The organism is Pantoea sp. X-Soil-TKNS-1280 (genome assembly GCF_059730475.1).
The window spans coordinates 195,075-210,882 of sequence record NZ_AP035964.1; the positions used below are offsets into that span (position 1 = coordinate 195,075).

General features: G+C 55.6%; 14 protein-coding genes. 7 read left to right on the forward strand and 7 right to left on the reverse strand.

Annotation, left to right across the window (positions count from 1 at the left end; translation table 11 throughout):
- Positions 1 to 3: 3 nt before the first annotated feature.
- Positions 4 to 891: a LysR family transcriptional regulator gene (locus AC6I8X_RS24160; RefSeq protein ID WP_497841666.1), complete on the reverse strand. Its 888-nt coding sequence runs from the start codon at positions 889 to 891 to the stop codon at positions 4 to 6.
- A gap of 93 nt (positions 892 to 984) precedes the next feature.
- Here AC6I8X_RS24160 and AC6I8X_RS24165 point away from each other — a divergent pair, with 93 nt between their 5' ends.
- Positions 985 to 2,046, forward strand: a complete 1,062-nt coding sequence (locus tag AC6I8X_RS24165; protein WP_497841667.1) for an NAD(P)H-dependent flavin oxidoreductase — start codon at positions 985 to 987, stop codon at positions 2,044 to 2,046.
- 13 nt (positions 2,047 to 2,059) lie between these two features.
- Here AC6I8X_RS24165 and AC6I8X_RS24170 read toward each other — a convergent pair whose 3' ends face one another.
- The 6 genes from AC6I8X_RS24170 to AC6I8X_RS24195 all read right to left on the reverse strand — a co-directional run bounded on the left by AC6I8X_RS24170 (position 2,060) and on the right by AC6I8X_RS24195 (position 9,570).
- A complete protein-coding gene (locus AC6I8X_RS24170; protein ID WP_497841668.1) occupies positions 2,060 to 3,064 on the reverse strand; it encodes a LacI family DNA-binding transcriptional regulator in 1,005 nt (334 codons plus the stop codon).
- Entirely contained in the window at positions 3,054 to 4,484 is a 1,431-nt protein-coding gene (locus AC6I8X_RS24175; protein ID WP_497841669.1) for an inositol monophosphatase family protein, read from the reverse strand. The genes AC6I8X_RS24170 and AC6I8X_RS24175 overlap by 11 nt, the downstream gene beginning before the upstream one ends.
- A 54-nt stretch (positions 4,485 to 4,538) precedes the next feature.
- Positions 4,539 to 5,642: an ABC transporter substrate-binding protein gene (locus tag AC6I8X_RS24180; RefSeq protein WP_497841670.1), complete on the reverse strand. Its 1,104-nt coding sequence runs from the start codon at positions 5,640 to 5,642 to the stop codon at positions 4,539 to 4,541.
- 30 nt (positions 5,643 to 5,672) lie between these two features.
- The gene (locus AC6I8X_RS24185) at positions 5,673 to 6,746 is read right to left on the reverse strand and encodes an ABC transporter ATP-binding protein (protein ID WP_497841671.1); all 1,074 of its coding nucleotides are present in this window, start codon (positions 6,744 to 6,746) and stop codon (positions 5,673 to 5,675) included.
- A gap of 1 nt (position 6,747) precedes the next feature.
- Complete coding sequence (locus AC6I8X_RS24190) at positions 6,748 to 8,571, reverse strand: ABC transporter permease (protein ID WP_497841672.1); 1,824 nt, start codon at positions 8,569 to 8,571, stop codon at positions 6,748 to 6,750.
- A gap of 102 nt (positions 8,572 to 8,673) precedes the next feature.
- Positions 8,674 to 9,570 (reverse strand): LysR family transcriptional regulator, encoded by an 897-nt coding sequence (locus AC6I8X_RS24195; RefSeq protein WP_497841690.1) that lies wholly within the window; start codon positions 9,568 to 9,570, stop codon positions 8,674 to 8,676.
- A 125-nt stretch (positions 9,571 to 9,695) separates the two neighbouring features.
- Here AC6I8X_RS24195 and AC6I8X_RS24200 point away from each other — a divergent pair, with 125 nt between their 5' ends.
- The 6 genes from AC6I8X_RS24200 to oxlT all read left to right on the forward strand — a co-directional run bounded on the left by AC6I8X_RS24200 (position 9,696) and on the right by oxlT (position 15,631).
- A complete protein-coding gene (locus AC6I8X_RS24200; protein ID WP_299454029.1) occupies positions 9,696 to 10,121 on the forward strand; it encodes a VOC family protein in 426 nt (141 codons plus the stop codon).
- 44 nt (positions 10,122 to 10,165) lie between these two features.
- On the forward strand, positions 10,166 to 10,891 hold the full coding sequence (gene pxpB, locus AC6I8X_RS24205) for a 5-oxoprolinase subunit PxpB (RefSeq protein ID WP_313687348.1): 726 nt from the start codon (positions 10,166 to 10,168) through the stop codon (positions 10,889 to 10,891).
- Positions 10,881 to 11,813, forward strand: a complete 933-nt coding sequence (locus tag AC6I8X_RS24210; RefSeq protein WP_497841673.1) for a 5-oxoprolinase subunit C family protein — start codon at positions 10,881 to 10,883, stop codon at positions 11,811 to 11,813. The genes pxpB and AC6I8X_RS24210 overlap by 11 nt, the downstream gene beginning before the upstream one ends.
- Before the next feature lie 382 nt (positions 11,814 to 12,195).
- Complete coding sequence (locus tag AC6I8X_RS24215) at positions 12,196 to 13,524, forward strand: MFS transporter (RefSeq protein ID WP_313687344.1); 1,329 nt, start codon at positions 12,196 to 12,198, stop codon at positions 13,522 to 13,524.
- On the forward strand, positions 13,521 to 14,300 hold the full coding sequence (locus AC6I8X_RS24220; RefSeq protein WP_497841674.1) for a D-glutamate cyclase family protein: 780 nt from the start codon (positions 13,521 to 13,523) through the stop codon (positions 14,298 to 14,300). Before AC6I8X_RS24215 ends, AC6I8X_RS24220 begins: the two co-directional genes overlap by 4 nt.
- 59 nt (positions 14,301 to 14,359) lie before the next feature.
- Complete coding sequence (oxlT, locus tag AC6I8X_RS24225) at positions 14,360 to 15,631, forward strand: oxalate/formate MFS antiporter (protein WP_497841675.1); 1,272 nt, start codon at positions 14,360 to 14,362, stop codon at positions 15,629 to 15,631.
- Positions 15,632 to 15,808: the final 177 nt, after the last annotated feature.

Genomic DNA, 15,808 nt, shown 5'->3' on the forward strand with positions numbered 1-15,808 from the left:
TCATTATGCGGCGAGGTTTGAATGGTTTTGCAAAATCTGTCGCAGTTTATCCAGGGCAGGTGAGCTGAATTCCTTGCGCCAGACCAGTTGAGTGACGGCGCTGCCCGCCGGGAGTACGGTCAATCCTTCCGGCATTTGCAACAAGCGGAGAACGCTCTCCGGCAGCATACACATATAGGCACCAGAGGCGACACAAGCCAGCATGGCGTGGTAGGAGCCAACTTCCTGGATGCGGATCTGTTTGCCGTTGCCCGCCATTTTGCTTAACAACGCGGTGGCGATGTCCCGATAGGTGCATCCCTGCGGAAAGGCCGCCAGATGACCTTCGCTGATATCACGCAGATTGTGGATCAGGTTCATGCCGACGGGCAGCACCAGCACCAGATCTTCCATAAACAACGGCTGCCAGGCCAGGCTCTCAGGACACTCGATGTCGCCATCTTTCCCCACCGGCAGGGACACCAGCGCGCAGTCCAGTTCGGATTGCAAAACTTTAGCGATCAGGGGACGGGTGGGCAGTGTGCACAGACTGAGGGTGGCTTCGGGGCAGGATTGACTGAAAGCGACAAGTGGCTCGGCCAGGCGGCTTGCGGCGGTAGATTCCATCGTGCCGAGTGCCAGAGTACCGGTCGGCACCGTGGGATGCAGACACTGACGCGCTTCCTGTGCCAGACCCAGGATTTTTTTTGTATACACCAGAAACTGTTTACCTTGCGGAGAAAGCCGCAGCTTCTTGTTTTCCCTAATGAAAAGCAGGGCGTCCAGTTCTTCTTCCAGTAGCTGAATGCGGGTGGTGATATTGGACTGCACGCGCCCCAGACGCTTTGCCGCCTTCACTATGCTTAGCTCCTCGGCTACCACCCGAAAAATTTCCAGTGAAGTGTGGTTCATCTTTCATTCTCATTTTGAAAACAATATTGAAAATTATATCTCATCAGAGGATGTTATGACCACAGACTCATGACATCAGGCAGACTGATCACTATGCATAACCTTTCTCTGTGCCAGACCCTTAATCTGCAATATCCGCTTATCCAGGCACCGATGGCGGGCGTATCCACGCCGGCAATGGCCGCCGCCGTCAGTAATGCCGGAGCGCTTGGCTCTATCAGCGTGGGAGCATCCACCCCAGAGCAGGCTGAAATACTGATCAGGACAACGCAATCTTTGACCACCGGACCCTTGAATGTGAACGTATTTTGCCACGCGCTGGTGTCGCGTGACCTGGTTCGGGAACAGGCCTGGATTGCCCGATTCGGTGAGCTCTTTAATCATTATCAGGTGCAGCCTCCCACTGAACTGGCTGAAATCTATGCTTCTTTTCAGGGTAATGAGGCGATGCTTAAGGTACTGCTCGACACCGCACCGGCGGTGGTCAGTTTCCATTTTGGTCTGCCTTCGGCAGAATTCCTGCAACGTATCAGGGCGAGGGGCATTATCACACTGGCGACTGCCACCAGCGTCAGCGAAGCGCTGGCAGCAGAAGCCGCAGGGATTGATTTTATTGTGGCGCAGGGGATTGAAGCGGGTGGTCATCGCGGTATCTTCAACCCGGATGCCGGGGATCACCAGCTGAGTACCATTACGCTGCTTCAGGCGATACGTAAGTATTCGCGTTTGCCGGTGATCAGCGCCGGAGGGGTAATGGATGGGGCGGGTATCGCCGCCATGCTTAAGCTGGGCGCAACAGGTGTACAGCTGGGGACGGCGTTTGTGCTGTGTCCGGAATCTGCCGCAAACGAAGCTTACCGGCAGGCGCTGAAAAGTGACAAAGCCTTAAGTACCACCATGACATCGGCTATATCTGGCCGCCCGGCCCGGTGCATCACTAACGACTTTTGTCATTTCACGCGCGACTTTTCCCGCGACAGCATTCCTCCCTATCCACTGACGTATGCGCTGGGCAAAGCACTCGCAGCGGCAGCGCTAACGCAAGGCGTGCAGGGCTTTGGTGCGCAGTGGGCTGGGCAGGGCGCGGCACTGGCGCGTGAGATGCCAGCGGCTGAGTTGGTCAGAACGCTGGTGGCTGAATGGCAGGGGACATAACCCGGATGTTAAATCAGAGGATTAACGTATTCCGCCGCACCAGCAGCGCCTGAAATACCCGGCGGTTCGGCGTATCGGCGGTGGGGGACAGTAGCAGTTCGCAGGTGGCTTCGGCCATCTCGGCCAGTGGCTGGGAAAAGGTGGTGAGTTGATAACCCAGCCAGCTGGCCTGTTCAATGTTATCGAAGCCAATCACGCTGATATCCTGTGGAATGCGTAAACCAAACTCATATCTCGCTGCATCCATAAACCCGCAGGCGATAAGGTCGGTTACGCAGAACACGCCATCCGGGCGTGGCGTCTGACTCAGCAGCTCCCGTGCAGCATTGACACCGCTTTGATAGCTGGCGCTACCGGGCCTGACCAGCGACACCTGAGTTCCGGCTTCAGCCGCGGCTGCCAGAAAGCGGGTTTCGCGGATCACCATACTTGGCGAGCGCGCAGAGGAGGACACCAGCGCGATGCGCTGGCAACCCGCGTTAGCCAGCAGATTAAAGGCTTCATTCATGGTCGAGCTGTAATCGATCTCAATGCTATCTGCTCCGGCAAACTGCCCCATGCGGTTGATCACAATCACCTGTTGACCACTTTGCAGACATATTTCAATCAGCGAGCTGGGGGGCTTGCCTGATAACACAATGGTCGCCGTAGAACGGTAGTTAAGCGTCTGTTGCAGGGCTTCTCTGGCGCTGTCCTCGCCGTCATCGGTGTTGATCACCATCACCGCCCGGCCATATTTATTCAGGCTGCGGGTAAGATGCTCCAGTAAACTGGCCTGGTACGGCGACGCCAGATTGCCGCCGAGGATACACACCGGGCGGCTGGCCTCTTTGGAGAGGCCACGCGCCAGATGATTGACGTGATAATTAAGCGCCTGTGCGGCCGCGAGCACTTTACGTCGGGTCTCCGCCGAAACGCTGCTGCCAGGGGTAAAGGTGCGCGACACCGCGGAACGGGAAACGCCCGCGAGGCGCGCCACCTCGGTGGCGCTGGCAAAACCCGGATTTTTATCGCTCATGACGCAAACCTGCCGCGCTGAGTGCGTTTTCGATAGCGATGGCATGCTCCGCCAGCCGGGTCAGCGAGGGTTTCGGTGTCTCAAACCATTCATCCGGCTGGAGCTGACGCTTGTCACGGACCACGGCCAGGGCATCATCCAGTGTGGGATAGCGTTGCGGGCATTCAAGGTGCATAAACAATGCCACCAGCGCGACGGAGCGACTGCGTCCGCCACGGCAGTTAACCAGAATATTGCCCCTTTTGCGGTTGCGGTAGGAGGGTTTATCAGGAATCTGCTGCTGGAGCGCCGAGCGCATCAGGTAATACCCGGCATGCAGCATTTCTGGCGCATTGCCGTCGCCGTCAATCAGGCCGAGTTTGTAGTAACGTACTGCACCGGAACCGTGATTCAGCAGATGCGCCGCTGCATGGTCTTCCGGGGTGGTGACCCAGTCGATATCGAGGTTCACCGCGCAGTTAATCACGATACCAATATCATGTTCGGCCAGCAGCGCCGCATCGCACACGCCGCTGGACCCGCCGATATAGATATCCACCTCCCAGCCGGGAAAATCGCTGACGATTAAACTTAGCGGCGGGCGGGGATAATGCGTTGCCAGGGTCGGGACCGGCGTTGACGGGGTGTCCAGTGGGATGCCTGAGGCGCGTGCAACGGAGGCCGCGATGCCTGGCGCGGACGCCAGCACCGGCAGGCCGTTAAAAATACCGGCTGCATCGCGGGGAACCGGCCCGGTCTGGCCGCCTGCTTCGCGTACCAGCAGCAAGCCTGCGAGACAATCCCAGGCATTCATATGCAGTTCAACATAACCATCAGTGCGTCCTTCCGCGACCCAGGCCAGCGCCAGTGCACCGGAGCCGCCGCGACGCACGCTGGCTCCCTGGTTCAGCATGGCAGCCATCACATCGAGATAGCGGCGCTGACTATGACGGGAAGACCAGCCCAGCTCTAAAGAGGCCTGCTGCATATCGTCAATGGCGTTACAGTGTAACGGTTGGCCATTTTTCAGCGCATAGTGACCACGGCGCGTCTGGTAAAGCTCCTTGCTGACCGGGTTGTAGATGGCACCCAACTCGGTGATGCCCTGGTGAACCCAGGCAATACACACGCAGAAATGGGTGATGCCGCGGGCATAGTTGGCGGTGCCATCAATCGGATCTACCACCCACAAACTCTCTGCACTGGCGGGTGGATGGGCGCTCTCTTCGCCCAGCACCAGGTCGTCGGGGAAGGCGTCGGTGATGGCCTGCAACACCAGCGCCTCAACGGCGGTGTCGGCTTCGGTGAGAATATCCTGATGGCCTTTGAGTTGGTATTCACCCGCTTTGCGCGATTGAAAATAACGCAGCGCGGACTCTCCCGCCTCGATGATAATGCGTTTCAGCGCCGCTTCTCGTTGTTCTATATCGATATGGATCAAGGTTATCTGCCTGTGATGAAGAGAAAAAGGGGGATCGCCTGGTCTGGTCAATCGCTATTTTTGATAGTTCAGGCTCCAGATATCCTGCCAGTCCTGACGGCTTTTCCAGTCGTTTTTGGCCGTTGCCGTCAGGTATTCCATCAATTCTGCCCGGTATTTTTCGATACCGGAGGCTTCATCAGCAGGCAGTTTTACCGTCTGATTGGTAGACATTTTGCCGTCTACACCCTGCGGGGCAATGCCTTCAGCCGTTAACAGATAATGAATAAACAGTTTAGCCGTATTCGGGCTATGGCTACCGGTGGCGATCACGCCGAGGCTGGGATAATTCCAGCCAATAAAAGGTTTCATGCCACTGCACAGGCCCAGTTTCATGCCCAGTTTGTTGTCTCGAAATTTGGCAGTTGAAACCAGCCCAACAAAGTCAGTTTTGCCATCCGGCGCGCCAATGGCGGAAGCGGCATCATTATCAGAATGGGTGAGCAAAACGCCGTTGCCTGCCAGCGCTTTGACGAAAGCTGCGGTGGCCGATTTTTCATCGGTTTGCAGCGGTTTGCCGAACGCCTGCTGGTACGCATCGCGGATCTGCTGATCGTAATGGGTTTCCATCTGGCTGAACCAGTCGGTATACGCGGGTTTGCTGGTGGGATCCTGCATCGCCACCCGGCCATGCCACTGCGGCTCGGTAAGCTGCCAGATATTGGTGACCGGGCAGGTGGTGTGATGTTCGGTGTTGTAGGCGAAGACGTTCGGTGCCAGTACCACGGTCAGCGGTTGCTGATAGCGGGCAGCAATATTGCCGCGCAGATCCTCTGGCACCCAGCTTTGGGCATAACCTTTGTTGATCAGCTGCGTCATTCCGGCTGGCGCATCCTCGACAATGGCTACATCCGTCCTGACATTCTTTGCCTGCGCTTCACGACTCATGATTTCAATGATCTGCGGGGCATCGGCTTTTACCCCGGTTGCCTGTAACCCGTATTGCTCACTGAAGGCCTTCGCCTGCTGCACAATCTTCCCGGTGGAGGCGTAGACGGTAATCGGTTGTTCTTTTTTGGCGGCAGCGATCAGGGCCTGCAAATCGAAGGATTCCGCATGGGCCAGCGGGCCGCTGAGTAAGGTACTGGTGACGAAAAGGGCGGTTAAACGACGTTTCATTTTGCTTCCATCATCAAGTGAACAATTGGGTTAAAGCGCAGGGACACGCTGCCCGTGGCTGTTAAAGAAATGCAGGGAGTGAGCGGGTAACTGGCAATGCACCTGCTGCTGGGCCTGCCAGCGCGGTCGCAATTGGGTGGAGTGGAACAGATGATCATTGCCAGCCACCAGTTCAATCACCCAGCTGCCGCCAGTGGGCATGATGTTATCGATGGTCATTGGTACGCTGTTGCTGACGGATTCCGCGCTGATCACCACTTCTTCTGGCCGGATCCCGCAGACCTGCGCCGGTGCGTCCAGCGAAAAGCGCTGCTGTAAATGCTGCGCCAGCGGGCTTAACGGCTGATCAAGCGGGATCATATTCAGCCTTGGCGTGCCGATAAACTCGGCGACAAAGCGGTTCGCTGGGGTGGCATAGATTTCATCCGGCGTGCCGACCTGCTGCATCTGCCCGGCGCTCATCACCGCGATGGTGGTGGCGAGAGTCATCGCCTCCCACTGATCGTGGCTGACAAAAACAATGGTGGTGCCGAAGGTGGCATGTAAGCGGCGCAGCTCGGCGCGCATTTCCAGCCGCAGTGTGGCATCGAGGTTAGACAGCGGCTCGTCAAGCAACAGCACGCCGGGGTTAACTGCCAGCATGCGTGCCAGGGCAACACGCTGCTGTTGTCCGCCAGACAGCTGGGCCGGATAACGCGCGGCGTAATCGGCGATACGCAGTTTCTCCATCACGTCGCGGCACCGGGCAACACGCTCTTTAGCCGGGACTTTCTGCAGACGCAGACCGAAATCCACGTTCTGCTCCACGGTCATGTGCGGCCACAGCGCGTAGCTCTGAAAAACCAGGCCGATACCGCGTTTCTCAGGAGGCAACCAGGTACCCTGCAATACGGAGTCCACCACGCTGTCTCCGATGATGATTTCGCCACCGCTGGCATGCTCAATCCCGGCAATCATGCGCAGGATCGTGGTTTTACCGCAGCCGGACGGTCCGAGCAGGCACATAAATTCGCCGTCTTTCACTGTCAGGTTGATGTTATTGACCGCTGGCGCGCTGCTGCCAGCATAGGTTTTGGTCAGATTGGATAAATGGATTGAGGGCATGTTAGTTCTCCAGACCATCGGCCAGGCCAGTTCCGGTGATTTTCTGAATGATCACCGTGCCAGCCCAGGAAATAAGCGCAATCATCAGCACTACGGCGTTGGCCGCCTGCTGGTAGTTGTAGTCAATCAGACGCAGGGAATAGGTGGTCAGTACATCTGTGGCCGGGGTCGCGAGGATGACGAACAGGCTCACGCCTTTAATGCCAGAGATAAACGGCAGCAGGATCCCGGTGGCCAGCGGGGCTGCCTGAATGGGGATCACAATGCGGGAAATGCGCGCGAACCAACCGGCACCGGCGATACGTGCCGCTTCTTCCGCTTCTTTGCCTAATTGAGTCATGGCCGCAATACCGGAACGGCTGGCATAAGGCATTTTTTCGGCAATCAATGCCAGGATGAGAATCAGCGGGGTGCCGTACAACGCCGGTATCGGTCCGCGAGCCACGGCAAACAACGAAAGAAAGGCAGCGGCAAAGGCGATGCCGGGCACCAGATACGGCAGGAAGGTTAACTGACGCAAGAACGCGGCGATCCAGCGCGAATGGCAGCGCATCACCGCATAACCCACCAGTAAGCCCAGCACCCCACAGGCAGCGGAGGCGGAACCGACGATCAGCAGCGTGTTCCACACCGTATGCCAGAATTCCGGCGTCAGCAGGATGCCGTTATGCAGGGCGACGGTATCGAGGTTATGCCCGATCCAATACGCCAGCGTGAAGTTGTCGGCGGTGAAGCGGCCTGGCAGGGTCATCACCGTTGACAGGAACAGGGTGATCAGCGGAATCGCCACCCCGAGCAGCACAAACGTAAGCGGCAGGAAGGAGGACAGTATGCGCCAGGAACCCAGCTGGCGGCGACGTTCCATCACGCCTTTACCGCCGACGGTGACGAAGCGTTTTGCCTCGCGCAGCATCTTCATATCTAGGATCAGGGTGATCATCCCCATCAGCATAATCACCGTGGCGATAACCGCTGCCACGCCGGACTGACGAGTGCCGATCGCCCGGTATAATCCGGTGGAGAGGGTGTCGAAGTGCACCGGAAGCCCAAGAATATAGGGCAGGGCAAACTCACCGATGCAGTCGGCGAAGATCAACAGGGCGGCAGACAACAGCGCCGGGCGCATCAGTGGAATGATAATTTTCCAGGCAATGGTGCGGCGCGTGGCACCCAGCACCCTGGCGCATTCTTCCATCTGGCTATCCATGCGCTTCAGGGCATTGCCGACAATCAGGATCACCAGCGGCGCGTAGTGCAGCACCATGATCACCACAATCGGGAAGTAACCATAGGCCATCCAGTTTGGCGTCTGAATCCCCATCGCCTCCAGCCAACCCGGCTGACCGCCAATAGCGTGATTTTTAAAAATGGTGGTCCACGCCAGGGCGAAGGTCCAGGAGGGCAGCATAAACGGCACGATAAGCAGGGTGGCGAACCACTTTCTGCCCGCGACGTCGGTGCGGTTGGTAAGCCAGGCCAGCGTCATTCCGACGATCAGTGCACCCACCACGGTGCTCAGGGCCACGACCAGCGTATTGAGTAACGGTGTCCAGAGCAGCAGATCCGACATTTTTGATGTCAGGGCGCGCAGCAGGTAGTAAGTGGTGAATGCGCCCTCAGTGGCATCGGTGCGGCCTTCGTCGCCACTTTGCACCAGCACGGCATTCAGCAGTACCGCAACCACCGGGGCAAGAATGATCCAGCTAAACAGCATCATCAGCAGTGCACCCAGCAGATTCGCAGGTTCCTGGCTGATGATGGACAACGCGTGGCGGAGTTTCGTCCACGCCTGGTTGCGCGGGTGAGTTTCGGCTTGATAAGACACAGATGCATCCCTGTCGGTTGAAAACAGACAGGAATATATCGGTGCAATGTTACAGTTTTGCGACCTTTTTGCACATATGTGCAAAATGTTGCGCGCGGCAAATTAACCGGTGGAAACCGGGGCTTCACCTAAGGGGATAGCCGCCTGTTGCAGGCATTCGATAATCAGGCGGTGCAAGGGGGCATTATGGTTGGCATAGCGCGTGACGACGATCAGTTCGCGGTAGAACGCCAGCTCGCCAAGGGGGAGAATACGCAAGGCACACTGCCGCTCCGTCCATAATCCGGCCCAGGGAACCAACGCGATACCTAAGCCGTTCTCTACCATTTTTACGATGGCATCGATTTCATCCACTTCCAGCGCCAGTTTGGGTTCCAGACGATGTTCGCGCAGGAACATGCTGACCTGACGCCCACCAAACGAGGTACGATCATAGCGAATAAACGGCTGGCTGCGCAGCAACGCCAGCGGTTCGTCGCCCGTAAGCGTTGCGGGCGCAATAAGCACATAAGGTTCGCGCACCAGCGTGTTATGCCACAGCTCTTTCGCCAGCGGAAATCCCGGTTTGATCACCACGGCAAGGTCAATATTCCCCGCTTCAACCTGGGTCAGCAGGTTAAAAGAAACCCCCGGCAGCAGTTTGGTCTCCAGCCCTGGTGCGGTGGCGTGCAGTTGCGTTAATGCCTGCGGTAACAATCCGGTCTGAATCGAGGATATCGCGCCAATTTTTATCGAACCGCGATAATCATTGAGGTTTTCGGGCTGGGCCATGCGGGAGAAGATTTGCAGAATCTCTTCGGCCATCGGTAACGCGCGATTGCCATCAGCATTGAGAATGGCGGTGCGACCGGAGCGGTCAAACAGCTGCATTCCCAGCGCTTCTTCGAGGCTGCGAATTTGCGCACTGACTGCCGACTGGGTTAAGCCAATCCGCTGTCCGGCAGCGGCAAAAGATCCTAACTGAGTTACTGCTACAAAGGTTTTTAGCTCACGCAGCATAATATCCACACTCATCGAAAAAATTGTTGTTTGACGAAAAATATATTCGCTTTTAATAAAAAATTTTATCCTTATTATCACAGAATCACAACGACACCAATACAACCTTGATTCTGGAGCACAACATGGCGTTAAGTCCTTTTCACCTTGCGATTCCTGTTTACGATCTGGCAGCTGCGCGTAGTTTTTACGGCGAAGTCTTTGGTCTGAGCGAAGGCCGTTCCAGCACCCAGTGGGTGGACTTTGACTTCTATGGTCACCAGCTGGTGATCCACGAACATCCTAAAACCGCGAACCAGGATCATGCGCATACCAACCCTGTCGATGGTCACGATGTGCCAGTGCCGCATTTCGGCATCATTCTGAGCTGGGAAGAGTGGGAAGCGCTGGCTGCCCGTCTGCGTGATTTCAAGACTGAATTCGTGATCGAACCCTATGTCCGCTTCAAAGGGCAGGTGGGCGAGCAGGCAACCATGTTTCTGTTCGACCCGTGTGGCAATGCGCTGGAATTTAAAGCGTTCAAAGATATGAGCCAGTTGTTCGCTCGTTAAGCCACTGCCAGGGCGAGGTTCGCCTCGCCAGATTACGGGACACTATGGTCAAGCAAACATTAACGTGGCGGCGCGATCCTTCAGGTGAACGCTGCATGATTGTCACCTTACCTGGGCATTCCGCACCCCATACTCTGCTCTCTCAACTCGCGCGATTTCTGCATGCTAATCCACTGCCTGGCGTCCGTGATATTGTCCCGGCGGCGCATTCGCTCGGTATTCACTATCAGCCGGAAGTGCTGTGGCGTATCGATAATTCCCTGTCACCTTACAGCCAGCTGGTGAATCGCCTGGATGCAATCTTGAGTCGCTTTTCCCCGCAGGAAACGGAACAGGGGCGCGAAAGGGTCATTCCTGTCTGCTATCAGGGAGAGTACGCGCCGGACCTGATAAATATTGCGCAGCATTGCGGGATATCACCCGAGGAAGTGGTTAGCCGTCACCAGCAAAAAGTTGTCGATGTGCTGATGCTCGGCTTTTTACCCGGTCATCCCTACCTTGGTGCGCTGGATGCGATCTTTACCTTGCCGCGTCGCGCTACACCGCGTCTTTCTGTCGCAAAAGGATCGATCGGCATCGCCAATCAGATGGGGGTGATTTACCCACTGACCTCACCGGGCGGCTGGAACCTGATAGGGCGAACGCCACTGACGCTGTTTTCCAGCGAACGCCAACCGGCATGCCTGTTACAGGCCGGTGATCGGGTGCGCTTTCGCGCCATTGATGAAGCGGAATTCAAAGCGCTGGAGGACATGCCGTATGTCGCTTGAGGTGTTACACCCGGGTATGGCAAGCAGCCTGCAGGATGAAGGGCGTTACGGTTATCAGCAGGCGGGTGTTCCGGTGTGTGGTGCGATGGACCGCTACTCTCACCGCCTTGCCAACCTGTTAGTCGGTAATCAGCACGATTGCGCTTCTCTGGAGATTACCCTGCTGGGGCCACGACTACGCTTCTGGCGTCGTGCTGTTATCGCACTGTGCGGAGCTGATCTTTCACCGCATATTGACGGGCAGCCGGTGCCCATGCAGCAGGCGATTTCTGTGCCTGCCGGGGCGGTGCTCGGTTTTGGTCAGCGTCGGCAGGGGGCGAGGGCATATTTAGCCGTCCACGGCGGCTTTCACGTTTCACCGACGATGAATAGCCACAGCACTTGCCTTATAGCGCAGTTTGGCGGTTTTGCCGGACGCTATCTGCGGCAGGGCGATCATCTGGTTACCCGCAGTGCCTTTGCCAACGCCACCCCCCGTGTGTTGCCCTTTAACGCGCCAGCGCTGTTCCCCCGTGAGCAACAACCCATTCGCCTGATGGCCGGACGTCACTGGCAGCAACTCACTGTTGAGATGCAGCAGCGTTTTCTCTCCGGCGTTTATCGCATCGGGCAGGATTCAAATCGCATGGGCTATCGTCTGGAGGGCGCAGCGATTACCAGGGAGCACGCCAGGGAGCTGGCTTCAGAAGCTGTTGATTATGGTACTGTGCAACTGCCACCCGACGGCCAGCCGATTATTCTGATGGCCGATGCGCAAACCACCGGTGGCTATCCAAAAATTGCCCATGTTGCCAGCGTCGATCTGCCGCGCCTGGCGCAAATGCTGCCTGGCGACGAAATACAATTTCGGCTGATCAGCGTCGATCAGGCACAACAACTGGCGATTGAGCGTGCGGCATGGCTGAATGCTTTGTGCACGTAAGCGTCATTTTATTCGCGGTAAATATAAACCGGTCAATGACCGGTTTTTTAATGCCTGCTATTTCCCTGCACCAAAATGAGGATATTGCCTGCATAACGTGCAGCGGAATAAATGATCGCCTGCTAAGTGTTTTTTATTTCCCGTTTAACGGATGAAAGGAGGGGGAAATAAGCGGGAAAGTAAGCTCGCAAATGAAAATAAAAATCATTTAATTAACTCATCCATCATTTTTATCATTCAGTGGCGCTAAGCACGAAACATTTTTATCAGTTCGACAAATGGCATTTCTCTTGCTCCAGATCAATGACAGTGTTCAGAAAAAACAATAGCCGCACGGCTGATATTGAACCTCCATCTCATTGTTTTACAAGGCAGGTGAAAAATGTCGTATGAAGTTGAATCACAATTAACCTTACCTCGCGGGCGTGTTAAACCTCAGTATGGTGAAAACAGCGTTGCCCGGCGTGCGGCAATAGCCTCCATGACCGGCACCGCCATTGAATATTATGAATTCGGTATTTATGGCTTTATGGCGGTTATTATTGGACCGCTGTTTTTCCCCGGAGGAAATGATACGGCGGCACTGCTTTCGATATTGGCGGTATTTGGCAGCGCGTTCTTAATTCGTCCGCTGGGTGGTGTTTTACTGGGCAGACTTGGCGACCGTATTGGTCGCCGCAAAGTATTATTATTGACCGTGTTGGGCATGGGGGGCGCAACGGCAGCCATTGGTCTGTTGCCAACCGCCGCCGCAGTGGGTATTGCGGCACCCCTGCTGCTGGTGGTGCTGCGTCTGATTCAGGGATTCTTTGCCGGTGCGGAAATTATTGGAGCGGCGGCATTTGTTGCCGAATCTTCACCGACAGGGCGACGCGGTTTTTATGGTGCCTTCACCCCGGTAGGGGTGGCGCTCGGTGGCGGGTTTGCAGCACTGGTGTGCGGTGTGACCAGCAATCTGCTGGACAATACTCAGCTGGCGGCCTGGGGCTGGCGCATACCTTTCCTGCTGACCATCCCATTGGTGATTTTCTCGGCGTTAATTCGCCACCAGGTCGAAGAAACCCCGGCCTTTAAAGAATTTCTTGCCAGCAATAAAGTACAAAAGCGTCCATTCAGCGATGTCTTCCGTACCCAAACGCCAGCCATGTTACGTGTCATCATGCTGACGTTCGGCCAGAATGCCGGTTACTGGATTGGCCTCGTGTTTATGAATATCTATCTGACCTCCTGGCTGGGCTTTGACAAAAAACAGGTGTTCTGGCTGATGGCCGGTATCAGCCTGGCAATGGCCAGCATGATGCCGTTCTGGGGTGGTTTGTCAGACCGTTATGGCCGTCGTGCCATTCTGCGCATTGGATTTATCGGTTATGTGGTGCTGGTGATCCCGATGATGATGCTGATGGACCATCACAACATCTGGCTGGCCGCGCTGGCGATGTTTATTGCCACGCTACCGATGCCAATTGTGCAATCGGTAGGGTATCCCACTTATGCCGAGCAGTTCCCGACAGCCATGCGCTACACCGGCATGGCGATCAGCATCAATATGGGCGCGATTCTGGGTGGCGGTATCACGCCGTATTTAGTGACCCTGCTGATCAATAAAACCGGTTTCCTGCTGGTTCCGGGCATCTTTATGGCCTGTGCGGCGCTACTTAGCCTGTGGACGCTGATGCGCCTCAAAGATACCCATAATGAGGTGCTTAAATGACCTCTTTTAGCACACCGGCGGCGTTACGGGCGGCGACAGCGCGTGGCGAATGGCGTCAGCCCACGGCTGGGTTATTGGATGGCTATCAGCAAGCCAATCTGGTGGTATTGCCGCAATCCGACGCCTATGAATTCCTGCTGTTTTGCGTGCGCAATGCGAAAGCCTGCCCGGTATTAGCAGTCAGCGAAACGGGACAGACCGAAATTTTAATGGGAAAAAGCCACATTGATCTGCGCAGCATGTTTCCCCGTTATCGTGTCTGGCAGCAGGGCCAGCTGGTAGATGAGCCGTACGATTTGCTCGACCGTTGGCCGGATGATGCCGTGGCGTTCCTGCTGGGATGCAGCCACTCGCTGGATGGTGCATTGCGCCGAGCAGGTATTCCGGTGAGTCTTGCCGCGCCACCGGTCTATCTGACACAGATTCCGTGCCAGCCCACTGCCCGTATGCAGGGATACGTGGCAGTGAGTATGCGTCCCGTCGCAGCAGATAAAGTGGATGAAGCGGTGGCGCTGAGTGCGGCCTATCCCTCTGCGCATGGGACGCCGTTACATATTGGCGAGCCCGCTGAGATCGGTATTACCGATCTGGCAGCACCGGACTTCGGCGTCTTTCCCGGAGTGCACCCCGGCCAGGTGCCGGTGTTTTGGGCCTGTGGCGTGACACCGCAGCAGGTGTTACCCGCGCTGGGGAGTGCATATCTGTTTACTCACTATGCCGGGCATATGCTGGTACTGGATGAGACGGTGGAGTACTACTCGGCGAAACTGCGTTAATTCATTTTGGCATGGTATATGCAGCGCTGAATGACTCACTTGCCTGTCGGAGCATTAATATGACCAATACAGCTTTGTCTAACGCTGTCGTAGTAAGCCAAAAGAAAAAATGGGGTCAATTGGCTTTGGGGCTGCTTTGTATGATATCGATCTCCAGCCCCCAATATGTCTGGGCATTATTTACCCGCCCATTGATGGAAAAACTAAATGCACCTTTGGCCGAGATTCAGATTACTTTTTCAATTCTGATTATTTTGCAAACGTTTTTCTCACCTATCCAGGGCAAGCTTATTGATCGCTTTGGGCCGCGTAAATTGATTGCCGTCGGGACCATATTGACGGGACTGAGCTGGATGCTGGTTGCGCGCATGGAATCGCTGGTGGAGTTATATCTCTATTATGGTGTGCTGGGAGGGCTGGGTACCGGCATTGTTTATATCGGTGTCGTCGGCCTGATGGTGCGCTGGTTTCCTGAGAAGAGAGGGTTTGCTACCGGCATGGTGGCGGCAGGATATGGTATGGGGGCGGTCCTGACGACGTTTCCGATCACCTCCTCTTTGGCAGCGAAAGGGCTGGAAAATACCTTATGGCAGTTTGGTCTGATCATGGCTGTGGTGGGTTTCATCGCCAGCCAGGGGCTACGGGCACCGCAAGCTTCAACGGCTCAGAGCGCCGATGTTCCCCACAATGTCAGCAGCAAAAACTTCACATCGCGGGAAATGTTACGTCAGCCACTTTTCTGGTTGATGTTTGTCATGATGACCATGATGTCAACGTCTGGCCTGATGGTGACATCGCAAATGGCCATTTTTGCCGGTGACTTTGGTATTACTTCGGTGACAGTGCTGGGTATGGCTGCGCTACCCCTGGCCATGACCATTGACCGTTTTATGAATGGCCTCACCAGACCGGTGTGCGGCTATATTTCCGACCGTATTGGCCGTGAAAAGATGATGTTCATTGCGTTTGGTCTGGAAGGTTGTGCAATGACGTTATGGCTACTGTGCAAGGATGACCCTCTGTTATTTGTTTTGCTATCCGGACTGGTGTTTTTTGGCTGGGGCGAGATATTTTCGTTATTCCCGGCCACGTTAACCGATACCTTTGGCACCCGCTTCGCCACTGCTAACTATGGATGGCTGTATATTTCTCAGGGTATTGGTTCGATCTTTGGTGGTCCGCTGGCGGCATTATTGTATCAGCATACCAGCAGTTGGAGCCTGGTGTTTGCATGCGCGATTACGCTGGATATTGTGTGTGCGTTACTGGCCTTACTGGTACTCAAACCCTGGCGCAGCCGTTTTATCCAGCAATTAAAAGTCAATATCTGATTATCCCCCCGGCATAATATTATTTCTGATTATTATGCCGGGTGTAATAAATATCGCTGGTCAACGATCCCTCGCAAAATAACTCTCTTCTGCCCTGTAACGGGCATCAGGCTTGGTCCTGAGTACCTGTCTTAAACATAAGCACCAGGTCTATCATTTCCCTATGGCGTGTGTCAT